Consider the following 20860-nt stretch of genomic DNA (forward strand, 5'->3'; position numbering starts at 1 on the left):
CATCCGTGCTGCTCAGCCCTTTCCCTCCCAGCACAAGCGAGGCTCGCATGATCGACCCGGTGACCTTCGAGGCCGTCGGCGCGGCGAAGGATTTCGACGAGAAGCGGGCTGAGAACGCGGTCCGCGAGCTGCTGCTGGCCATCGGGGAGGATCCGGACCGGGACGGGCTGCGCGACACGCCGGCCCGGGTGGCGCGGGCCTACAAGGAGATCTTCGCCGGCCTCTGGCAGACCCCGGAGGAGGTGCTGACCACCACCTTCGACCTCGGCCACGACGAGATGGTGCTGGTCCGGGACATCGAGGTGGTGTCCTGCTGCGAGCACCACCTGCTGCCGTTCCACGGGGTGGCGCACGTCGGCTACATCCCGGCCGTCAGCGGCAAGATCACCGGACTCTCCAAGCTGGCCCGGCTGGTCGACGTCTACGCCCGCCGCCCCCAGGTGCAGGAACGGTTGACCACCCAGATCGCCGACTCGCTGATGCGGATCCTGGAGCCGCGCGGGGCCATCGTGGTGATCGAGGCCGAGCACATGTGCATGTCGGTGCGCGGCATCCGCAAGCCCGGCGCGAAGACCATGACCTCCGCGGTGCGCGGCCAGCTTCGCGACGCGGCCACCCGGGCCGAGGCGATGGGCCTGATCATCGGCCGCTGACCCGCGGTCAGTCGCGCGGCTCGCGGTCCGGCGGCGGCGCCAGGTGGTCGCTGATCCACTCCAGCGAGGCGGGCAGTTCGCGGCGCCAGGTGTCGAAGCTGTGGCCGCCGTCGGGCAGGAAGAGCGAGTCGACGGTGAGTTCGGAGTGCGCCGCGGTCACCTGCTTGGCGGTGTTCAGGAAGTCCTGGCTGGACTGGTAGTCGTCCTCGGTCCGGGTGCTCACCACCAGCAGGTTGGCCTTGGGCACCGGCAGGTTCTGCAGCCGCCAGGCCAGGTCGTACTGCTGGGCCAGCCCCTGGTTGCCGCCGAACAGGTCGCCGCTGTTCCACTGGTCGGGCACCACGTGGTACTCGGCGTGCAGTCCGGCCGCCGAGCGGTAGGCGTCGGGGTAGCGCAGCGCCAGTCGCAGCGCGCAGCTGCCGCCGGTCGAGTAGCCGAGCACCCCCCAGGAGTCGGCGGAGTGGCTCACCCGGTAGGCCGAGCGCAGTGCGGCCGGGACGTCCTTGGCGAACCAGGTCTCGGTCTGCGGGCCGTTCGGGACGTCCACGCACTCGGTGTCGCGCGGCGCGGCGACCGTGGGCCGGGCCATCACCACGATGGTCGGCGCCATCTTGCCGGTGCGCTGGAGCTCCCAGGCCGTCTGCGGGGTGTGCAGCTCGGAGATCAGGTGGAGGGAGGGGCCGGGGTAGCCGGCCAGCGTGAGCAGGACCGGGAAGCGCTCGCGGGCGTACTTGGGATTGAAGTACTCGGGTGGCAGATAGATGAACATCTGGTCGGACAGACCGGAGGCCTTGCCGGTCACCCGGATGGAGTCCACCCGTCCGACCTCATCGGGTTTTCCCTGCGGCAGGTCGGTCACCGTCTCCAGGCCGCCCTCGGTGGTCGGCCGGACCAGCGTGTCGCTCTTCGGCGGCCCGGCCTTGGCGCCGGAGCCCACCGGAGCCAGCGCCAGTTGGCTGCGGCCGGGCCGCAGCAGGTCGTCCCACGAGGTGTAGAAGCCGTAGGCGTTGTTCAGGCTCAGCGCGCAGACGGACAGCACGGCCAGCTGGCTCACCGTCAGCAGGCCCAGCCGGCCCAGCACCGGCAGCGGGCGCTGCGGGGCCAGCCTGGGCCAGCACCAGAGCGTGCCCAGCAGAGCCAGCACGGCGACGATGATCAGGGTGAACACCAGTCCGCTGCTGGTGAGTTCCATGGCGAGGGCCTCCCCCTGGGCGGTGGCGGCAATACTGTCGGTCCATCATCCGAGACCACCTCGGTCGCGGCCACCGGAGCTGCTCCGCATCCCGGCGTCCGGGGCAACGCCCGGTGAACGGCTTCCGGCACGGGTGCGGGCGGCCACCGCGAGGCGGCTTCACCCACAGGAACCAAGGCTCTAGAATTCGGCGTCGCAGTCCCCACAGGGCCCGGCAGGCTCTGCCCGACGGGGACGAAAGCGCCCGGATCAATGGATTACCCGCTCTTGACGTTAGTGTTGTCAAGGTAAGGAATAAGCATGAAGGACCATCACGGCTCATCCCACAGGGTGACCGTTCCCTCCTCGACTGCCCCTACGCTGAACTTCCATGAGCGTTCCCGTGTCCGCTGATCCGTCCCCCACCACCCGCCGTGGCGGGCTCAAGACGACGCTGCGCACCCAAGCCGCCGCCGTACCCCGGGCGTGGCTCCCGGGCGCGGCCGGCTACGCCTGCCTGCTGATCGGTCTGGTCGACATCTCCAGCGCGATCTTCCCGCGGCTGCGCCGTACCCGGGTGCACTCCTGGGCCGGGCAGCTCCCGGGCACCACCACCACGCTGGCCGCGGCCGGCACCCTGGTGGTCGGCATCCTGCTGGTGCTGCTGGCGCACGCGCTGCGCCGGCGCAAGCGCCGGGCCTGGCGGATGGTCTGCGTGTTGCTGCCGGTCAGCGCCGCGCTGCACCTGGTGCGCTGGCACCAGATCGGCCCGGCCGTGGTCGGGCTCGGTCTCTTCGCCGTGGTGCTGGTGCACCGCCGCGAGTTCTACGCCGAGGCCGACCCGCGCACCCGCTGGCGGGCGCTGCTCAACCTGGTCGTGATGGGTGCCGTCAGCGTCGGGCTCGGGCTGCTGATCGTCAGCGCCCACCCGGACTCGGAGATGGGCAACCCGACCATGCTGGAGCGGCTGCAGGAGACCATCTGGGGTCTCTTCGGCTTCGACGGCCCGGTCGACTACCGCACCGAGCGGACCGGCGACCTGGTGGCGTACTCGCTGGCCGCGCTCGGACTGCTCACCGCCTTCAGCAGCGCCTGGCTGGCGCTGCGCCCGGGCAAGCCGGAACCGGTGCTGACCGCCGAGGACGAGGCCAAGGTGCGCGGGCTGCTGGCGCGGCACGGTGACCGCGACTCGCTGGGCTACTTCGCGCTGCGCCGGGACAAGAGCGTGCTCTTCTCGCCGACCGGCAAGGCGGCGATCTCCTACCGGGTGATCTCCGGCGTGATGCTCGCCTCCGGCGACCCGGTCGGTGACGTGGAGGCCTGGCCGGGCGCGATCAAGACCTTCATGGCGCAGGCCCGCGAGCACGCCTGGGTGCCGGCCGTGATGGGCTGCAGCGAGGTCGGCGGCGAGGTGTGGACCCGGGAGGCCGGGCTGGACGCGCTGGAGCTGGGCGACGAGGCGATCGTGGACGCCAGCACCTTCTCGCTGGCCGGCCGGGCGATGCGCAACGTCCGCCAGATGGTCAAGCGGATCGAGCGCAACGGCTACTCCTGCCAGGTCCGCCGGGTGTCCGAGCTGACCCTGGAGGAGAAGCGGCGGATCGCCGACGCCGCCGCGCGCTGGCGCGGCACCGACACCGAGCGCGGCTTCTCGATGGCGCTCGGCCGGTTCGGCGACCCGGGTGACGACGACTGCGTGGTGGTCACCGCGCACAAGGCCCCGGAGGAGGGCGAGCCCTCGGGCGGCGCCACCGACGACCTCAAGGCGGTGCTGCACTTCGTGCCCTGGGGACCGGACGGCATCTCGCTGGAGCTGATGCGCCGCGACCGGACCGCCGACCCGGGCCTCAACGAGCTGCTGATCGTGGCGGCCCTGCAGGCCGTGCCGGCGATGGGCGTGCGGCGGGTGTCGCTGAACTTCGCGATGTTCCGCTCGGCGCTGGCCCGCGGTGAGCGGATCGGCGCGGGGCCGGTGCTGCGGGCCTGGCGCGGGCTGCTGGTCTTCCTGTCGCGCTGGTTCCAGATCGAGTCGCTGTACAAGTTCAACGCGAAGTTCCAGCCGGAGTGGGAGCCGCGGTTCCTGGTCTACCCGAACACCCGGGACCTGCCCCGGATCGGCTTCGCCGCGATGCAGGCGGAGGCCTTCATCACGCTCGGGATGCCGCGGTTCGGCCGCAAGCGCCAGCGGCAGGGGCTGATGCCGACCCCGGCGAACGGCTCGGAGGTCGCGCCGGCCGCGTGAGTCGCGGAGCTGGTCCCGGCCCGGAGGCCGGGCGGTGGGCGGGCCGATAATGGGCCCATGAGCAACCCACTGCCCGGCCTCCCGCATTTCGACCGCTGCGCTGTGATGGGCGTCGTCAACGTCACGCCCGACTCGTTCTCGGACGGCGGGCTCTGGCTGGAGCCGAAGGCCGCGGTGGTGCACGGCCTGGAGCTGGTCGCCCGGGGCGCCGACCTGGTGGACGTCGGGGGCGAGTCGACCCGTCCCGGGGCGCGGCGGGTCACCGAGGAGGAGGAGCTGCGCCGGGTGCTGCCGGTGGTCCGCGAGCTGGCGGCGGCCGGGGTGGTGGTCTCGGTGGACACCATGCGGGCCAGGGTGGCCGAGCAGGCGCTGGCGGTCGGCGCCCGGCTGGTGAACGACGTCTCGGGCGGGCTGGCCGACCCGGCGATGGCCCGGGTGGTGGCCGACTCCGGGGCGCCGTTCGTGGTGATGCACTGGCGCGGGCAGTCGGCCGACATGGAGGACATGGCGGTCTACCGGGACGTGGTGGCCGACGTGGTGGCCGAGCTGGCTGAGCGGATGGGCGCGCTGCTGGCCGCCGGCGTCAAGGAGGAGCAGCTGATCCTCGACCCCGGGCTGGGCTTCGCCAAGACCAGCGAGCACAACTGGGCGCTGCTCGGAGGTTTGGACGCGCTCACCGCCTTGGGGCGACCCGTGCTGGTCGCGGCATCGCGCAAGCGCTTCCTGGGTACGCTGCTCGCCAACCCGGAAACCGGGGAGCCGCGGCCGGCCCGGCAGCGTGACGACGCGACGGCGGCGGTCTCGGTGCTGTCGGCGCGGGCCGGTGCCTGGGCCGTGCGGGTGCACGATGTGGCGGGGACGGCGGACGCCGTACGGGTAGTGGCGGCCTGGCAGGCCGCCGGGCCGAGCTGAGCCTTACGGGAGTGGGTGGTGGCGTGGCAGGTGACGGCGCGTTGAGCAACGGAGCGGCGGCGGGCTCGTTGGAGGCGGACCGGGAAGCCGTTCTGGCGGCCAACCGGCGCCTCTACGAGGCCCTGGAGAACGGCGACCTGGAGGCCGTCGAGGACGTCTGGCTGTCCGCGGCCGACGCCGACGACAAGCACGGGGTGGTCTGCGTCCACCCGGGCTGGCCGGTGCTGCGCGGGCGGGCCCAGGTCACCCGCTCGTACATGCTGATCATGATGAACACGGAGTACATCCAGTTCTTCCTGACCGACGTCGAGGTCGAGGTGCAGGGCGATGTGGCACTTGTCACCTGCACCGAGAACATCCTCTCCGGCGGCGAGGCCGAGGAGGAGGGCGAGCTGGGGCCGCTGATCGGCGGCAAGGTCGTCTCCAGCAACCTCTTCCGGCGCACCGCGGCCGGCTGGCGGCTCTGGTCGCACCATGGCTCCCCCGTGCTGACCAGCGGAGATGACGAGGAAGAGGACTGAGTCGCGGGTTTGCCGAGCGGCTCGGCGGGAATGTGCCGTCGGTCACCCAAGGTTCACCCCCGCGCGTCGCCGTGCCCGGCGTGGCGGTCACGGCGGGCGGGTAGGAGCGCTCCAACCCCGGCGCCGATTTGTTATGAGTCGCGGGTATGTTCGACGGACGACGGGCGAGGGCGCCTGCCGTTCCACGATCGGGAGCAGTGATTCAGTTGCTGGACCGCGTCACCCTGCGGGGCCTGCGTGCCCGCGGCCACCACGGCGTGTTCGAACGCGAGCGGCTCGAGGGCCAGACCTTCGTGGTCGACCTTGTGCTCTACTTGGACACCCGACCCGCCGCATCCGGCGACGACCTCACCCGCACGGCCCACTACGGGATCGTGGCCGAGGAGGTCACCGCGATCATCGCCGGCGAGCCGGTGGACCTGATCGAGACCCTGGCCCAGCGGATCGCCGACCAGTGCCTCAAGCACTCGGCGGTCGAAGAGGTCGAGGTCACCGTGCACAAGCCGGACGCACCGATCACGGTGCCGTTCGACGATGTGACCATCACCATCCACCGGGGCCGCGAATGACCGTCCGGTCCCGGTCCCCCCGGGAGGCGTGTCAGAGCGCGCTTCCGACGCAGTGTCCGATCGCTCCAGCCGCAGAGGGAACCCGATGAGCACCAGCGACCCGACCGCCCAGCCGACCGCCTTCGACCTGGAGCACCGGCTCGACAGCGTCGACTCCACCCTGCAGAACCCGCGCTCGGCCGTGGTGGCCCTGGGCAGCAACCTGGGCAACCGGCTGGAGACCCTGCAGGGAGCCGTGGACGCGCTGGCCGACACCCCCGGCCTGAAGATCACCGCGGTCTCCGCGGTCTACGAGACCCCGGCCCTCGGGGGCCCGGGCGAACAGCCGAACTTCTACAACGCGGTGGTGGTGGTGCGCACCACGCTGCCGCCGTACTCGCTGCTGGAGCGGGCCAACGCGATCGAGGACGCCTTCGGCCGGGTCCGCGAGGTCCGCTGGGGCGCCCGCACGCTGGACGTGGACATCCTCAGCTACGAGGGCGTGACCAGCTCCGACCCGGTGCTGCTGCTGCCCCACCCGCGGGCGCACGAGCGGGCCTTCGTGCTGGCGCCCTGGGCGGACGCCGACCCGGCCGGCGAGCTGCTGGGCCTGGGCCCGGTCGCCGACCTGCTCAAGGAGCTGGGCGGGGAGGGCGCGCAGGGCGTGCTGCGCCGTTCGGACATCGAGCTGCGCCTGCCGGAGTAACGGAGGCGCGGCCCGGCCGGGGAACTCCGGGGGGCTCCCCAGGCGTACGAATCGGAGGGGCGTCCGGGCGGCCGGTACGGTGGCCTGGCGCCGCCAACGCGCACCGTTCGTCGGGAAGGACCCTCTCCGCGTGAAGCTGCTCCGTCTGCGCCTGCTGCTCGGCATCGTCGTGGTCTCGACGGCGCTGGCCTGGGCCGCCGCCAAGCTGTGGAACTCGCTGGACGCGCCGCCCGGGGTGCCGGCCGCCGCGCCGGTGGTGCTGGCGGTGATCGCGGTGGTGCTGGCGGCGACCGCCTTCTCGCTGCGCTCGCGGCTCAAGGCGGTCCGCGACCGGCAGCCGGGCGCCAAGGGGGTGGACCCGCTGGGGGCGGCCCGGGCGGTGGTGCTCGGGCAGGCCAGCGCGCTGGTCTCGGCGGTGGTCACCGGGATCTACGCGGGCCTGGGGATCTTCCTGGGCACGTTGCCGGACTTCGGTGTCCACCGGGACGCGGTGATCACCGCGGGTCTGGCGGTGGTGGCCGGCGCCGGGGTGATCGCGGCGGCGCTCTGGTTGCAGCACGTCTGTCGGCTGCCGGAGGACGGTTCCGGCGGGGCGGGCGGGACCGGCCGTGGCGACGCGGCGCGGGGCGCGCGCTGAGCCCAGCCGGATCCGGCCACGCAGGGTGGCGACCGGCGGAAGATCGCATACGCTCGGTAAGGATGTCGCACTGTCAAGGTCCACATCGGACCGCAGGCTGACAGGGCGCCGATTCGCACGCTAGTTTCTTGTGCATGCCACGCGGACGCCACCGTCAATCCTCTCTTCTCAGCCGGGCCCTGCCGCCCGCCGCAGCGGTCCTGGTCGGGGCCGCCGCGCTGACCGCCCTGGTGGCGAGCGGCGACACGATGGTCGTCCGCTCGATCGGGATCGCCGCGGTGCTGGCCGTGCTGGGCATCGTGCTGGTGCTCCGGCAGCGCGACCGCGCCGCGCAGGCCGCGGCCGACCTGGCGGCGGTGCGCCGGATCCGCGACGAGGAGCGGTTCGAGGAGCAGCTGGCCGAGGCCGAGTACGCCGCCGAGGTCGCCGAGGAGCGGGCCACCCGGCTCGGCCGGCGGCTGACCGCGGAGAAGTCGCGGCTGGCGAAGGCCGAGACGGAGATCGCCCGGCTGCTGCGCGAGCGCGCGGTGCAGGCGGCCGAGCAGGCGCTGAAGGAGGCCGAGGAGGCTCAGCGGGCGATCGAGGCGGCCCGGCCCAAGCACCCGGTCAGCGCGGTGGCCTACCTGCGGGCGGCGAACGCGCTGCGGCACCTGGAGCGGCGGGCGGAGTCGGCCGGGGCGCAGCGGGCGGCCCTGGCGCAGCGGGAGCGGCAGCGCGCGGAGCGGGCGGAGCGCGAGCGGCGGGAGGCGAGCGAGCGGGACCGGCAGCGGGCTGCCGCCGTCGAGCAGGTGCAGCCGCCCGCCGCGCGGATCGGACGGCTGGAGCCGGTCGCCGAGCAGCCGCCGCGCCCGTCGGCGGGCGCGCGGCCCGCGGTGGCGGCGCCGCCGGTGCGCGCGGTGCTGACCGGGCCGGGCGAGGCGACGGGCGGCGCGGTGCTGCCGGTCGAGCGGCAGCGCCCGCGTCCGCAGCCGGGCGGGGCGCGTCCCGGCGGCTTCAGCTTCTTCGGGCGCGGTGCCGCGGCGGGCGCGGCGGTCCGGGCGGCCGCGCCGGCGCCGGCGGTGGGGAGCGTCACCGAGCTGGCCCAGCAGCAGGAGGCCGAGCCGGCGGCCCCGGTGGCGGCCGACGAGGACCTGGCGGACGTGCTGGGGGACGAGGTCGCGGCCGAGCGTCCGGCGGCGGTCGACCTGACCCCGGAGGACGAGACCGAGCTGCTGGACCTGCCGGAGCTGCGCACCCAGCGCGGGTGAACACTCGGTGAACGAGGGGTGTCGGCCAAGTGGCCGGACGGCGCGGAATCGCCGCCCGGTCGGGGTGCGTCAGAACGTGACGCCGAAGTCCTGCGCGATGCCGCGCAACCCGGAGGCGTAACCCTGGCCGATGGCGCGGAACTTCCAGTCCTCGCCGTTGCGGTAGAGCTCCCCGAAGACCATCGCGGTCTCGGTGGCGGCGTCCTCGGACAGGTCGTAGCGGGCCATCTCGGCGCCGCCGTCGGAGTTGAGCACCCGGATGTAGGCGTTGCGGACCTGGCCGAAGCTCTGCCGGCGGGTGTCCGCCTCGTAGATCGACACCGGGAAGGCGATCCGGTGCGCCTCGGCGGGCAGGCCGGCCAGGCCGACCCTGATCTGCTCGTCGTCCCCCGCGCCGTCGCCGGAGCGGTTGTCGCCGGTGTGCTCGACCGTGCCGTCGGGCGTGCGCAGGTTGTTGAAGAAGACGAAGTGGGCGTTGGAGAGCGCCTTGCCGCTCGCGTCCAGCACGATCGCGCTGGCGTCGAGGTCGAACTCGGCGCCGGTGGTGGTCCGGGCGTCCCACCCGAGGCCCACGGTGACCGAGGTCAGCCCGGGGGCCGCCTTGGTCAGCGAGACGTTGCCACCCTTGGTGAGGCTCACTGGCATGGTGTCTGGGGTCCCTTCCGCGACGGGGTGCCGCTGTCGGCACGTTGTCGGGAAGAACGACGCGGGCCGGGCGCCGGGTTCCTGGCGGGTCAAGGAAATCCCATGGGAAGGTCAAGGAGTCCCGGGGTGGTTCAGACCCGGGGAAAGCGACCCTGAACCGTCCAGATGTTCGGATTGTCGGCCAGCTCCGGATGCAGGTCGGTCAGATCGGCCAGCACGTCCTGCAGGAAGTCCCGGGCCTCCCGGCGCAGTTCCTGGTGGCGGACCACGGCCGGCGGCCCGTCCAGCCAGGTCGCGGAGATCTCCACCCAGCCGAACCGGCGGGCGAACCGCAGCAGTTCGGTGGACTGGGTGAAGTCCAGGTCGGCGGTCTGCACCGCGGCGGCGCGGCTGCCGTGCGGGGACTCGTCCAGCCGCTCGACGATGTCGCAGAGCGCCCAGGCGAAGTCGAGCACCGGCACCCACCCCCAGGCGGTCGACAGGTCCTGGTCGTCCGCGTCCAGGAAGACGTCGCCGCAGAACAGGTCGTACCGCAGCGAGCGGACCGACGCCGTGCGGTAGTCGGTCTGCGGTGGGTCGGGGAAGCGGTTGGAGAGGGAGTAGCCGAGCTCGATCACGCAGGCCATTGTCCGGCACCGCGGACCCGCGACCGACCCCGGACCGACGTGGGGCGGATAACCGGGTGACGGCCGGGGCGCGGCCCGGGGATGATGGGGGCATGCCCGAGCCCCTGCGCGTTCGGGGCTCGGTGACCGTCCCGGACGCCGAGCTCGTCTGGCGCTTCTCCCGGTCCTCCGGTCCCGGCGGACAACACGTGAACACCTCCGACACCCAGGTCGAGCTGCGCTACGACCTGGCCGCCTCGACCGCGCTGCCCGAGGTGTGGAAGCAGCGCGCGCTGGAGCGGCTGGCCGGCCGGCTGGTGGACGGCCGGGTGCTGGTGGTCCGCGCCTCCGAGCACCGCTCGCAGTGGCGCAACCGCGAGGTGGCCGCGGCCCGGCTGGTCTCGCTGCTGGGCGAGGCGACGGCGCCGCCGCCCAAGGCGCGCCGGGCGACCAAGCCCAGCCGGGGGACGGTCGAGCGGCGGCTGGCGAACAAGAAGCACCGCGCGGAGCTGAAGCGCGGCCGGAGCGTGCCGCGCGGCGAGTAGCCGGCTCAGCCCAGCTTGCGGTAGCCACCGCGGAAGTAGAGCAGTGGGCGGGCGTCCGGCGCCGGCACCAGGGCCTCCAGCACCCGGCCGATCAGCAGGGTGTGGTCCCCGGCGGCTATCCGTTGCTCGGTGCGGCACTCGACGGTGGCCAGCGCACCGGTGATCAGCGGCGCCCCGGTGGTGGGCCCGGCCTGGTGCGGGGTGTCGGCGAAGAGCAGCCGGTCGCTGAGCCGCCCCTTCATGGCGAACCGGGAGGCGATCGTGCGGTGCTCCTCGCCGAGCAGCGAGACCGCCCAGAGGTCGCTGCGGGAGAGCAGTTCGTCCATCCGGGAGTCCTCCCGCACCGAGACCAGCACCAGCGGCGGCTCCAGCGAGACGGACAGGAACGAGGTCGCGGTCATCCCGGCGGCCTCGCCCGGGCCCAGGTCGTCCCGGTCGAGCACGGTCAGCAGTGCCACCCCGGCGGCGAGCTGGGACAGGGCGGCCCGGAACTCGTCCGGCGTGGCGAGGGGGGCAGCGGCGTGCTGCGGCGACATGGACACGTACTGCACGGTAGTCGGCGGGTGGGGGATCGGACATCAGACGGTGGTCTTAGGACCGGTCCCGATCACGGTCCGACCCGCGACGGGCGACCGCGAAGGAGGTCATCGCGGAATCGTGTCCGGGCATGACCGAGATGAACCGGATTCGCCCGTCTATGGGTTGTGTGATTTGAGTCACAAGTGACGACCTATTGTTGACCGAGCGTGCCGATCGTTGTGCTCGCTGTGATTCAGTTCTTCTGGCAATCGGACGATAACCATCAAGACCTATCCGAAGAAGCCGGGGAGCCCCCGCATGGAAGCCGAGTCGGAGCCGTACGTCCGCCTCGCGACCCTCCGCACGTTGCACCGGGTCGTGGCGGACCTCAACGCTGCCCGCAGCCTGGCGGGCACCCTGCAGGCCGTCGTCGAGGGTTCGGTGCACGGGCTCGGCTTCGACGCGGCCGCGGTGAGTCTGGTGCGGCCCGACGGCGATCTGGTGGTGGCCGCGGTCTGGGAGTACGAGGAACGCGAGTACGGCGGCCCGGCGGTGCTGCTCGGTCAGATCGGCTCGCGCGAGTCCTGGGACCGGATCCTGGCCGTCAGCGACCACTGGGGCACCCTGCGGTTCCTGCCGCACGACCGGACCTGGGCGGTGCAGCCCGACCTCCCGCGCTGGACCGGCGACGGCCCGCAACCCGTCTACGAGAACGACTGGCACCCCGAGGACAGCCTGCTCGCCCCGATGTACAGCGCCGGCGGTGACCTGCTCGGGGTGCTCTCGGTGGATCGCCCGCGCAGTGGCAAGCGGCCCGGCGCGTGGACCCGTGAGGCGCTGGAGATGTTCTCGCTCCAGGCCTCCATCGCGATCGGCAACGCCCGGCTGCGGGCTGAGATGCAGCGCGCGCTGGCCCGGCTGGAGAAGGAGCAACAGGCGCTGCGGGCCAGCGAGGAGAGCTTCCGTCAGGCCTTCGAGTACGCCCCGAGCGGGATGGCCATCACCGAGTTGCACGGCGCCTCGCGCGGCCAGCTGACCCGCGTCAACGACGCGCTCTGCCGGCTGCTCGGCCGCCCACGCGCCTCGCTGCGCCGGCAGAGCTTCCTCGACCTGGTGCACCCGGACGACCGTGGGCTGCTGGAGCGCACCAGCGCCGAGAGCGGCCGGGCCGAACTGCGGCTCGCCCGGCGGGACGGCGGCTACCAGTGGGTCTGCCTGCGCAACTCGATCGTGGCGGACGCGGTCGAGGGCCCGAGCTTCCTGCTCACCCACGTCGAGGACATCGAGGACCGCAAGCGCCACGAGCTCCAACTCGCCCACCGGGCCAGCCACGACGCGCTCACCGGCCTGCCGAACGGCGCCGAGCTGCGGGCCCGGCTGGCCCGTCGGCTCTGCTCGCTGCCGCAGGGGCCCGGCGGCGCGGCGGCGCACGGCGCGGTCGCGTACGGCCCGGAGGGGTACGGCGCGACGCAGCCGTACGGTCCGACCGCGTACGGCACGGCGGCCTGCGCGCTGGAGGGCGCGGCCGCCCCGCACAACCCGTCCGGCTCGTACGGGCCGCACAGTCCGCGCAACGGCCCACCGGCCCTGGACGGCCCCGCGGGACCGCCGGGCGGGCCCGGGGCGTCGCCGGCCGCAGGGGGCGGCTACGGGGTGCTGGAGGGCGCGTACGGCACCGGCGCGCTGACCGCCGTGGTGCACGGGTACGGCGACCACGAGCGCTACCCCGAGCGGGCCGGCTACGGCGGCTACGGCGAGCCGTCCCCCGAGCACGTGCACGCGGTGGTGCCGGCCGACCCCGAGACCTGGACCGGGCCGCGCCGGTCGGGTGGCGGGTCCGCCGGCAGGGCGAGCGGCGGGCCGGCCCAGCAGAAGGGCCTCGCGGTGATCTTCTGCGACCTGGACGGCTTCAAGTCGGTCAACGACCGGTTCGGCCACAACGCCGGGGACGCGGTGCTGGTGCAGGTGGCCCAGCGGTTGCAGGGCGCGGTCCGGGAGGGCGACACGGTGGCCCGGCTGGGCGGCGACGAGTTCGTCGTGCTGGCCGACGGGATAGCCGCCGAGGAGGCCGCCGACCTGGCGGTACGGCTGCGCAACGCGATCATCCCGCCGATGCGGATCGGCGACCGGGTGATGCGGGTGGGCGTGAGCCTGGGGATCGGCTGGGCGGGCTGCGGGATGAGCATCGAAGAGGTGCTGCACGCCGCTGACAAGCGGATGTACGACGAGAAGCGGGCGCGCGGTGGCGCGGTCCGCGGCGCCCGCGGTGAGCGGTCGCACCGCCGCGCGGTCTGAGCGGCCGGCGGGCTTGCTTTCCCCCTTGTCTGGTGCTTTGGGTAGGGTGCCCTGCGTACGGGTGTCCACCATGGCCACGTGTCCAGAGACGGCATTGGGGAGTTGACCACCGCGATGACGGACGGCAGCAGCGGAGTGCCCGAGGGCGGGGCCGGGCAGGACGACGACCCCTTCGCGTACCTCTACCGTCCGGAGAGTGGCGAGGCCCCCGCGGCCGAGCGCACCCCGGGCGTACCGCGCACCTCGTACGCGCGGCCGATGGAGGTCGGCCGGGCGCAGTACGGGCAGTACCCGCAGCAGCAGTACCCGCCGCAGGGGCCGCCGCCGTTCCAGCAGCAGCCGTACCGACCGCAGGGGCCGGGGCCCGGTGGGCCCGGCGCACCGGGGAACCTGCCGCACCAGCAGCCCCGGTACGCGGAGAGCTCCCGCCCGCAGCCCGGCGAGGACGCCCCGCGCCGGCGCGGCAAGGGGCCGGTGATCGGCATCGTCGCGGTGATCGCGGCGGTGGCGATCGGCGGGGGGATCGCGCTGTCCGGGGGCGGCGGGAGGACCGACGACAAGGCCTCGGGCGGCACCCCGACCTCGACCACGGGGAGCCACCCCGGCTCGCCGTCGGTGGGTCCCTCGTCGGCGTCGCCCTCGGCCTCACCGTCGGCGTCGGGCGGGCCCGCGCTCGCCCCGAACACCAGCCAGGACGCCTCCAAGGCCCAGGCGCAGAACGCCCCTTCGGGCAACTCGGTGAAGGGGGCGCTCTCCTCCGACGGGAGCTACGTGACCTTCCAGTCGGGATCCTCGCTGACCTGGACGCTCAACGTGCCCTCGGCCGGCAAGTACAAGCTCTGGTTCCACTACAACAACAACGGCGGTACGGTGACCGCCCCGGCCACCGTCAACGGCCAGCCTTTCGGAGGCGGCCCCGTGTCGTTCCAGAACTACGGTGGCACCGGCGGCGATCAGTCGCAGTCCTGGTACACCAGCAACTTCTGGCCGGTGCTCCAGGCCGGGACCAACACCATCACGCTGTCGGCCCCGTCCGGAACGATCCTGATTGACCAGGTGGTGCTCACCCCGTTCGGCTCCAGCTCCTACCCGTCCGGCGCTCCTGCGGCCAACTAGGCCCGTCCGGCCGGTGAGTCGACCACCAGGGCGGCCAGTTCGGCCACCACCCCGGTCATCGCCTCCCGGGCCGGGGTCAAGTAGCGCCTGGGGTCGACGAGTTCGGGGTGGGCGCCGAGCTCGGCGCGGATCGCCGCCGTGCCGGCGGTGTTCAGCGCCGTGCCGATGTTGATCTTGACCATGCCGGCCGTGATCGCGGCGCCGAGCTCGGTGTCCGGCACCCCCGAACTGCCGTGCAGCACGAGGGGGACCGGCACGGCGGCGGCCAGCCGGCGGATCAGCGCGTGGTCCAGGGCGGCCGTCCGGGTGGTCATCGCGTGGCTGCTGCCGACCGCGACGGCGAGGGCGTCCACGCCGGTGTCGGCGACGAAACCGGCGGCCTCGGCGGGGTCGGTGCGGGTGCCGGGGGCGTGCGCGTCGAGCGGTGGCTCGCCCGACTTGCCGCCGATCCGGCCGAGTTCGGCCTCCAGGTGGAGCCCGTGCCGGTGCGCCCACTCCACGGCCCGGGCGGTGGCCTTGACGTTCTCCGCCGGGGCCAGCCGGGAGGCGTCGTACATCACCGAGGAGAAGCCGGCCGCCGGGGCGGCCCGGAGCAGCTCGAAGTCCTCGACGTGGTCCAGGTGCAGGGCGGCTGGAACCCGGGCGGCGGCGGCCAGTTCGGCGCAGGCGCGGGCCAGCGGGAGCAGCCGGCCGCCGTGGTAGGCGACCGCGTTCTGGCTGAGCTGCAACACCACGGCGGCGCCCGCCCGTTCGGCGCCGGCGGTGATCGCCTCGGCGTGTTCCAGGGTGATCACGTTGAACGCGGGCAGGCCGCGGCGCGCCTGGACGGCGGCGGCGAGCAGGTCGGCGGTACGGGCCAGGGGCATGGCGGTTCCTCAGGGGGTGTCGGGGCGGGACCGCCGCACACCCCCTGAGGAACTCGAACGGTTCTCAGACCGCGGGGGTGAACCGGTCCGCGCCGGTGATCCATTGGCCGTGGCGGACCACGGCGAGCAGGTCGTACGTGGCGGAGTCGAGGACGGCCAGGTCGGCGAGCTTGCCGGCCTCCAGGGTTCCGACGGTGTCGGCCAGCCCGAGCAGCCGGGCCGGGGTGGTGGAGACGGACTGCACGGTCTGCGCCAGGCTCAGCCGGTTGACCGTCACCGAGCGCTTGAACGCGACGTCCAGGGTGAGCGTGGAGCCGGCGATCGCGCCGCCCTCGACCAGCCGGGCGACCCCGTCCTCGACCCGCACCTGGAGCGGGCCGAGCGGGTAGAGCCCGTCGCCCATGCCGGCCGCGCCCATCGCGTCGGTGATCAGCGCGACCCGCTCGGCGCCGGCCGTGCCGTACGCCAGGTCGAGCACGGACGGGTGCAGGTGGGTGCCGTCGTTGATCAGCTCGACGGTGACCCGCTCGTCCTCCAGCAGGGCGACGATCGGGCCGGGCGCGCGGTGCTGGATGCCCGGCATCGCGTTGAACAGGTGGGTGGCGACGGTGGCGCCGGCCTCGACCGCCTCCAGGGTCCGGGTGTAGTCGGCGTCGGTGTGGCCGACCGCCGCGATCACGCCGAGGTCGGCCAGCATCCGGACCGACTCCAGGCCGCCGGGCAGTTCGGGGGCCAGCGTGACCATCCGGGCGTGGCCGCGCGCGGCGTCCACCAGCTTGCGGACCACCGCCGGGTCCGGGTCGCGCAGCAGGTCGGGCCGGTGCGCGCCGCAGCGGTGGTGCGAGATGAACGGGCCCTCGAAGTGCACGCCGGCCAGCACGCCGTCCTCGACCAGCTCGGAGAGGACCGCGGCCTGCCGGCAGACCTCGTCGATCTCGCCGGTGACGGTGGAGGCGACCGTGGTGGTGGTGCCGTGCTCCAGGTGGGTCCGGGCCACGGTCAGCGCCTCCTCGGCGCTGCCGGACGCGTAGGAGGCTCCGCCGCCGCCGTGCACGTGCAGGTCGACGAAGCCCGGCACCACCGTGCAGCCGGTGAGGTCGAGGTCGCCGACGGCGCGTTCGCCGCCGATCGACTCGATGGTGCTGCCCGCGAAGGTCAGCCGGCCGTTCTCGACGACGCCGGTGGGCAGCACCAGGCGGGCCCCGGCCAGGGTGACGCCCCGCCGCGGAGCCGTTGTTCGATTTCGCGCGGTGGTCACGCGGTCACCTCCATGGAGAGCAGGTCCCAGGCGAGCAGGCCCGCGCCCAGGGACGCGGCGGTGTCTTTGAGCATGGCCGGAACGACCTTCGGGGGCATCTGGAAGGTCAGCCGCTCGGCCACCGCCGCGCGCAGGGGAGTGAAGAGCGTGTCACCGGACTCGGCCAGCCCGCCGCCGACGATCACGGTGGCCGGGTCGAGCAGGCTCTGGGCCAGCACCAGGCCGTCCGCGAGGGCGTCCACGGCCTGGTGCCAGACCGTCAGCGCCCGTTCGTCGCCGGCCTCGACGGCCCGCGCGCAGTCGGCCGCGTCCGCCGTCGGATCGCCGCTCGCCGTCGCCCAGGCCCGGGCGACGGCGGAGGCCGACGCCAGGGTCTCCAGGCAGCCGCGGGCGCCGCAGCCGCAGGCCGGGCCGCCGGGTCGGACCACGACGTGGCCGATCTCGCCGCCGTAGCCGTGCGCGCCGGCCTCGATCCGGCCGCCGATCCCGATCGCGCCCGCGATGCCGGTGCCGAGCGCGACGAACAGGAAGCGCTCGACGCCGCGGCCCGCCCCGAGCCGTCCCTCGGCCAGCCCGCCGGAGCGGACGTCGTGCCCGAGGGCGACCGGCACCGGGCCGCCGTCCGCTCCGGACAGCCGCTCACCGAGCAGCTTGCGCAGCGGCAGGTCGCGCCAGCCGAGGTTGGCCGAGAAGACCGCTATCCCGTTCCGCTCGTCGATGGTCCCCGGCACCGCGACCCCCGCGGCGAGCGGCGCGCGGCCGAAGCGGCGGCGGCCCTCGTCGGCGAGGTCGGCGGCGAAGTCGAGGATGGCGGCGACGACGGCGTCGGTGCCGAGCTCCCGCCCGGTCGGGCGACGGGCTTCGAACAGCGTCGAGCCGTCCTGGGCGAGCAGTGCGGCCTTCATGCCGGTACCGCCCACATCGAGTGCGATGACGTGCTTCACGGGGGACAGTTTCCCTTGCCCGAGGAGAGAGGTCTAGTCCACTTGCGGTATTGGTCTGCTCCAATGGAGGTGAGCTTGGTCGCCCCGGGTCAGAGCTGGACCGACCTGGTCAGCGCGCGCGGGCGGTCCGGGTCCAGGCCGCGGGCCCCGGCCAGGGCGACCGCGAGCCGCTGGGCGCGGACCAGGTCGGCCATCGGGTCGAGCCCACCGTCCGGCCCGCCGGCCCCGGAGTCGTCCCGGGAGCCGTCCGGCGAGTCGGCCACCAGCAGGCCGCCGGTGCGGGCGACGTCCTCGGCCAGGCCGGCCGGCAGGGTGCCGAACATCCAGGTGGCCCGGCCGGGGGCGGTGATCGCGATCGGACCGTGCCGGTACTCCATCGCCGGGTAGGCCTCGGTCCAGGCGCCGGCCGCCTCGCGCAGCTTGAGTCCGGCCTCCAGGGCCAGGCCGGTGGTCCAGCCGGTGCCGAGGAAGGTGAGCTGCTCGACGTCGAGCAGGCCGGCCGGCAGCGGCGCGGCGAGCGCGCGGTCGGCGTCCGCGGCGGCGCGGGCGACGCTCCGCACGCCGGGGGCGAGCGCCCCCTCGGTCTCCAGGTGCGCGCGGAGCAGCGCGAGCGCGGTGGTGGCGAACCGGGTCTGCACCACCGAGCGCTCGTCGGCGAAGTCCAGCACCACCAGCTGGTCGGCGGCCTGCCGCACCGGGGTGGCCGGGTCGGCGGTCAGCGCGGTGCCGGGGACGGCGCCGCGCAGTCGGCCGAGCAGGGTGAGCACCTCGGTGGTGGTGCCGGAGCGGGTGATCGCCAGCACCCGGTCGTACCGGCGGCCGGCGGGGAACTCGGAGGCGGCGAAGGCGTCGGTCTCGCCGTGCCCGGCCGCCTCGCGCAGTGCGGCGTAGGCCTGGGCCATGAACCAGGAGGTGCCGCAGCCGACCACGGCGACCCGCTCGCCGCGCTGCGGCAGGACGGGCGCGGCCTGGGCGGCCGACCCGGCCGCGCGGCGCCAGCAGGCGGGCTGGGTGGCCAGCTCCTGGGCGGTCAGTGGGCGGTCCGTGGTGGTCATGCGGTACGGCTCCCTTCGGCTGACTGCGTGAAACTGATTGATTTATAGCCGTTTCGCGCAGGAGTGCGCAATAGCCCGAACGTGGATCCGGGCCCGGCCCCTCCCCGGTCCGGCTCTGTGCGACGCTGTCCGGGCAGCGGTGGTCCGGGCGAAGGGGTGGTACGGCGTGTCCAGATACGAGCGGTGGAACGGTCTGCTCGAACTCCTCGCCGAGCAGGGCAAGTTGGAGGTGGAGGAGGCGGCCGCCGCGCTCGGCGTCTCGGCCGCGACGATCCGCCGCGACCTCGACCAGCTGGCCCGCCAGCAGATGGTCACCCGGACCCGCGGCGGCGCGGTCGCCCACAACGTCTCGTACGACCTCCCGCTGCGGTACAAGACCGCCCGCAACGCCGACGCCAAGCAGCGGATCGGCACCGCGGTGGCCGCGCTGATCTCGCCCGGCGAGGTGGTCGGCCTGAACGGCGGCACCACCACCACCGAGGTGGCCCGGGCGCTCGCGGTCCGTCCCGAGCTCGCCGAGCGGGCCGAGGCCGGCGCGGTGCAGTGCCTCACCGTGGTCACCAACGCGCTCAACATCGCCAACGAGCTGACCGTCCGCCCGGCGGTGAAGATCGTGGTGACCGGCGGGGTGGCCCGGCCGCAGTCGTACGAGCTGATCGGGCCGCTGGCCGCCGCGGTGCTGGGCGAGCTCACCCTGGACGTCACGGTGCTCGGGGTGGACGCGCTGGACGCCGGGGCGGGCGCCACCGCGCACCACGAGGGCGAGGCCAGCGTCAACCGGCTGCTCGCCGAGCGGGCCCGCCGGGTGGTGGTCGCCGCCGACTCCTCCAAGCTCGGCCGCCGGGCCTTCGCCCGGATCTGCGGCCTGGAACGGATCAGCACCCTGGTCACCGACGAGGCGGCCGACCCGGCGCAGGTGGCGGGCTTCGAGCAGGCCGGCGTCACCGTGCTGACGGTCTGACGTTGCACGCTGTGCAACGTCACCCGCCAGTTCGGTAACGGTCTGCCGGCCGTCCCGACTGGTGTGGACCACTGGGGGTCCGATTTGCGAGTCTGACGGGCGCCTCCGACCACTCCGGCGAGGCCTCGTGCGTGCGAAGGCGGTCCCCGCGGTGAAGTCCCGATCCTGCGCTGTCCTGGCGGCGAGCACCCTGCTCCTCTCCGGCTGCGGAGCGCTCGGCCTCGGCTCGAACGGCGACGTCACGCTCAAGCTGGTGGCCGCCGACTACGGCGACCACCCGGCCACCAGCACCCAGCACTACTGGGACGACCTGGTCCAGCGCTTCGAGCGGGCCAACCCGAAGACCAAGGTGACCGTCCAGGTCTACCCCTGGACCGAGATCGACCAGAAGGTCAGCGCGATGATCAGGGCCGGCGACTCGCCGGACCTGGTCGAGAGCGTCGGCTTCGCCGACAAGGTCGCCGCCCACCAGCTCTACCCCGCCCGGGACGTGCTCACCCTGGACACCGAGGCGGATTTCCCGAACAGCTTCGCGCAGGCCGGCCAGGTGCTCGGCACCCAGTACGGGATCCCGTTCGTCTCCTCCTCGCGGACCTTCTTCTACAACAAGACGATCTTCAAGCAGGCCGGCATCGGCCAGCCGCCCACCACCTGGGACGACCTCAGGGCGGACGCGGCGCTGATCAGGGCCAGGGTGCCCGGCGTGACCCCGTACGGGCTGCCGCTCGGCCCCGAGGAGGCCCCGGCCGAGACGATGATGTGGACCATGAGCGGCGGCGGGGGGCTGGCCGACTCGGCGGACACCTACACCATCGACAGCAGGCGGAACGTCGCCACCTTCTCCTGGCTGCGCGACAACCTGGTGACCCCCGGCTACACCTACGCCCACCCGGGCGCGGTCAACCGGCAGAACGCCTTCGACGACTTCGCGGCCGGCAGGGTCGCCATGCTGAACGGCCACCCCTCGCTGATCAAGCAGGTCCAGGGGAAGGTCGACTACGGCACCGCGCCGATCCCGCGCGAGGACGCCTCGGCCAAGCCCACCACGCTGGGCGTGGCCGACTGGATGATGGCGCTGAGTGCCAACGGCCACCGGGCGCAGATCCGCCCGTTCCTCAGCTTCGTGTACAGCAAGGAGAACGTGCTCGAGTTCGACGAGGAGTACAACCTGCTGCCGGTCACCCAGGACGCCCTCGACGACATGACCGCCGGCGGCAGGCACCCGGACCTCAAGCCGTTCCTGGACGCCCTGCCCACGGCCAACTTCTACCCGGTCGGCGACCTGGCCTGGGACGCCGTCAGCGCCCGGATCAAGCAGGACATCGGCAAGGCGGTCGAGGGCGACCCGGGTCCGGTCCTCGGTCAGCTGCAGGACTTCGCGGTCGAGCGGAGCAAGCAGGACCGGCCGCAGTAG

The 20860-nt window shown here is 73.6% G+C and carries 21 protein-coding genes; 13 read left to right on the top strand and 8 right to left on the bottom strand.

Features of this window, described 5'->3' with window-relative positions:
• Window positions 1–47: 47 nt before the first annotated feature.
• On the top strand, window positions 48–653 hold the full coding sequence (gene folE, locus ACIGXM_RS30675; protein ID WP_396566587.1) for a GTP cyclohydrolase I FolE: 606 nt from the start codon (window positions 48–50) through the stop codon (window positions 651–653).
• Between the two features lie 7 nt (window positions 654–660).
• On the opposite strand, the gene ACIGXM_RS30680 is transcribed toward folE, so the two are convergent.
• Window positions 661–1845: an alpha/beta hydrolase gene (locus ACIGXM_RS30680; protein WP_396566589.1), complete on the bottom strand. Its 1185-nt coding sequence runs from the start codon at window positions 1843–1845 to the stop codon at window positions 661–663.
• A 370-nt stretch (window positions 1846–2215) separates the two neighbouring features.
• Between ACIGXM_RS30680 and ACIGXM_RS30685 the strand changes: the two genes are divergently transcribed.
• The 7 genes from ACIGXM_RS30685 (at window position 2216) to ACIGXM_RS30715 (ending at window position 8637) form a co-directional block, all read left to right on the top strand.
• Complete coding sequence (locus ACIGXM_RS30685) at window positions 2216–4066, top strand: phosphatidylglycerol lysyltransferase domain-containing protein (RefSeq protein ID WP_396566591.1); 1851 nt, start codon at window positions 2216–2218, stop codon at window positions 4064–4066.
• A gap of 57 nt (window positions 4067–4123) precedes the next feature.
• Window positions 4124–4978, top strand: coding sequence for a dihydropteroate synthase (folP, locus tag ACIGXM_RS30690; RefSeq protein ID WP_396566593.1), 855 nt, complete (start codon window positions 4124–4126; stop codon window positions 4976–4978).
• Between the two features lie 41 nt (window positions 4979–5019).
• A complete protein-coding gene (locus ACIGXM_RS30695; protein WP_396566595.1) occupies window positions 5020–5499 on the top strand; it encodes a nuclear transport factor 2 family protein in 480 nt (159 codons plus the stop codon).
• A gap of 209 nt (window positions 5500–5708) precedes the next feature.
• Window positions 5709–6068, top strand: coding sequence for a dihydroneopterin aldolase (gene folB / locus ACIGXM_RS30700; RefSeq protein ID WP_396566724.1), 360 nt, complete (start codon window positions 5709–5711; stop codon window positions 6066–6068).
• Between the two features lie 85 nt (window positions 6069–6153).
• The gene (folK, locus tag ACIGXM_RS30705) at window positions 6154–6753 is read left to right on the top strand and encodes a 2-amino-4-hydroxy-6-hydroxymethyldihydropteridine diphosphokinase (RefSeq protein ID WP_396566597.1); all 600 of its coding nucleotides are present in this window, start codon (window positions 6154–6156) and stop codon (window positions 6751–6753) included.
• Between the two features lie 130 nt (window positions 6754–6883).
• Window positions 6884–7390, top strand: coding sequence for a DUF3180 domain-containing protein (locus ACIGXM_RS30710; protein WP_396566599.1), 507 nt, complete (start codon window positions 6884–6886; stop codon window positions 7388–7390).
• A 134-nt stretch (window positions 7391–7524) separates the two neighbouring features.
• Window positions 7525–8637: a hypothetical protein gene (locus ACIGXM_RS30715; RefSeq protein WP_396566601.1), complete on the top strand. Its 1113-nt coding sequence runs from the start codon at window positions 7525–7527 to the stop codon at window positions 8635–8637.
• 69 nt (window positions 8638–8706) lie between these two features.
• On the opposite strand, the gene ACIGXM_RS30720 is transcribed toward ACIGXM_RS30715, so the two are convergent.
• Window positions 8707–9282, bottom strand: a complete 576-nt coding sequence (locus ACIGXM_RS30720; protein WP_396566603.1) for a TerD family protein — start codon at window positions 9280–9282, stop codon at window positions 8707–8709.
• Window positions 9283–9413: 131 nt separating this feature from the next.
• Complete coding sequence (locus tag ACIGXM_RS30725) at window positions 9414–9908, bottom strand: hypothetical protein (RefSeq protein WP_396566605.1); 495 nt, start codon at window positions 9906–9908, stop codon at window positions 9414–9416.
• Window positions 9909–10000: 92 nt separating this feature from the next.
• Here ACIGXM_RS30725 and arfB point away from each other — a divergent pair, with 92 nt between their 5' ends.
• A complete protein-coding gene (gene arfB, locus ACIGXM_RS30730; RefSeq protein WP_396566607.1) occupies window positions 10001–10432 on the top strand; it encodes an alternative ribosome rescue aminoacyl-tRNA hydrolase ArfB in 432 nt (143 codons plus the stop codon).
• Window positions 10433–10437: 5 nt separating this feature from the next.
• Here the strand turns inward: arfB and ACIGXM_RS30735 are convergent, their stop codons facing one another.
• Window positions 10438–10968: a flavin reductase family protein gene (locus ACIGXM_RS30735; RefSeq protein ID WP_396566726.1), complete on the bottom strand. Its 531-nt coding sequence runs from the start codon at window positions 10966–10968 to the stop codon at window positions 10438–10440.
• 301 nt (window positions 10969–11269) lie between these two features.
• On the opposite strand from ACIGXM_RS30735, the gene ACIGXM_RS30740 reads away from it, so the two are divergent.
• Together ACIGXM_RS30740 and ACIGXM_RS30745 are read left to right on the top strand one after the other, a co-directional pair.
• Complete coding sequence (locus tag ACIGXM_RS30740; RefSeq protein ID WP_396566609.1) at window positions 11270–13246, top strand: diguanylate cyclase domain-containing protein; 1977 nt, start codon at window positions 11270–11272, stop codon at window positions 13244–13246.
• Window positions 13247–13324: 78 nt separating this feature from the next.
• Entirely contained in the window at window positions 13325–14362 is a 1038-nt protein-coding gene (locus ACIGXM_RS30745; protein WP_396566611.1) for a hypothetical protein, read from the top strand.
• On the opposite strand, the gene ACIGXM_RS30750 is transcribed toward ACIGXM_RS30745, so the two are convergent.
• The 4 genes from ACIGXM_RS30750 to ACIGXM_RS30765 all read right to left on the bottom strand — a co-directional run bounded on the left by ACIGXM_RS30750 (window position 14359) and on the right by ACIGXM_RS30765 (window position 18485).
• The gene (locus tag ACIGXM_RS30750) at window positions 14359–15228 is read right to left on the bottom strand and encodes a ketose-bisphosphate aldolase (RefSeq protein ID WP_396566613.1); all 870 of its coding nucleotides are present in this window, start codon (window positions 15226–15228) and stop codon (window positions 14359–14361) included. The two genes, ACIGXM_RS30745 and ACIGXM_RS30750, sit on opposite strands and share 4 nt — an antisense overlap.
• Window positions 15229–15292: 64 nt before the next feature.
• Window positions 15293–16486, bottom strand: a complete 1194-nt coding sequence (gene nagA / locus ACIGXM_RS30755) for an N-acetylglucosamine-6-phosphate deacetylase (RefSeq protein WP_396566615.1) — start codon at window positions 16484–16486, stop codon at window positions 15293–15295.
• On the bottom strand, window positions 16483–17430 hold the full coding sequence (locus ACIGXM_RS30760; RefSeq protein WP_396566617.1) for an ROK family protein: 948 nt from the start codon (window positions 17428–17430) through the stop codon (window positions 16483–16485). Before ACIGXM_RS30760 ends, nagA begins: the two co-directional genes overlap by 4 nt.
• Before the next feature lie 89 nt (window positions 17431–17519).
• A complete protein-coding gene (locus tag ACIGXM_RS30765) occupies window positions 17520–18485 on the bottom strand; it encodes an SIS domain-containing protein (protein ID WP_396566619.1) in 966 nt (321 codons plus the stop codon).
• A gap of 166 nt (window positions 18486–18651) precedes the next feature.
• Between ACIGXM_RS30765 and ACIGXM_RS30770 the strand changes: the two genes are divergently transcribed.
• Window positions 18652–19446: a DeoR/GlpR family DNA-binding transcription regulator gene (locus ACIGXM_RS30770; RefSeq protein WP_396566621.1), complete on the top strand. Its 795-nt coding sequence runs from the start codon at window positions 18652–18654 to the stop codon at window positions 19444–19446.
• Window positions 19447–19597: 151 nt separating this feature from the next.
• Complete coding sequence (locus tag ACIGXM_RS30775; protein WP_396566623.1) at window positions 19598–20860, top strand: extracellular solute-binding protein; 1263 nt, start codon at window positions 19598–19600, stop codon at window positions 20858–20860.

The organism is Kitasatospora sp. NPDC052896 (assembly GCF_044547075.1).
Classification (GTDB): Bacteria; Actinomycetota; Actinomycetes; order Streptomycetales; family Streptomycetaceae; genus Kitasatospora.

Excerpts from the sequence above, each read along its gene's own strand:
- folE (WP_396566587.1), top strand. The coding sequence starts at position 48 with ATGATCGACCCGGTGACCTTCGAGGCCGTCGGCGCGGCGAAGGATTTC.
- folP (WP_396566593.1), top strand. The coding sequence starts at position 4,124 with ATGAGCAACCCACTGCCCGGCCTCCCGCATTTCGACCGCTGCGCTGTG.
- ACIGXM_RS30735 (WP_396566726.1), bottom strand. The coding sequence starts at position 10,968 with ATGTCGCCGCAGCACGCCGCTGCCCCCCTCGCCACGCCGGACGAGTTC.
- folK (WP_396566597.1), top strand. The coding sequence starts at position 6,154 with ATGAGCACCAGCGACCCGACCGCCCAGCCGACCGCCTTCGACCTGGAG.
- ACIGXM_RS30685 (WP_396566591.1), top strand. The coding sequence starts at position 2,216 with ATGAGCGTTCCCGTGTCCGCTGATCCGTCCCCCACCACCCGCCGTGGC.
- ACIGXM_RS30720 (WP_396566603.1), bottom strand. The coding sequence starts at position 9,282 with ATGCCAGTGAGCCTCACCAAGGGTGGCAACGTCTCGCTGACCAAGGCG.
- ACIGXM_RS30765 (WP_396566619.1), bottom strand. The coding sequence starts at position 18,485 with ATGACCACCACGGACCGCCCACTGACCGCCCAGGAGCTGGCCACCCAG.
- ACIGXM_RS30680 (WP_396566589.1), bottom strand. The coding sequence starts at position 1,845 with ATGGAACTCACCAGCAGCGGACTGGTGTTCACCCTGATCATCGTCGCC.
- ACIGXM_RS30740 (WP_396566609.1), top strand. The coding sequence starts at position 11,270 with ATGGAAGCCGAGTCGGAGCCGTACGTCCGCCTCGCGACCCTCCGCACG.
- arfB (WP_396566607.1), top strand. The coding sequence starts at position 10,001 with ATGCCCGAGCCCCTGCGCGTTCGGGGCTCGGTGACCGTCCCGGACGCC.
- ACIGXM_RS30750 (WP_396566613.1), bottom strand. The coding sequence starts at position 15,228 with ATGCCCCTGGCCCGTACCGCCGACCTGCTCGCCGCCGCCGTCCAGGCG.
- ACIGXM_RS30715 (WP_396566601.1), top strand. The coding sequence starts at position 7,525 with ATGCCACGCGGACGCCACCGTCAATCCTCTCTTCTCAGCCGGGCCCTG.
- ACIGXM_RS30725 (WP_396566605.1), bottom strand. The coding sequence starts at position 9,908 with ATGGCCTGCGTGATCGAGCTCGGCTACTCCCTCTCCAACCGCTTCCCC.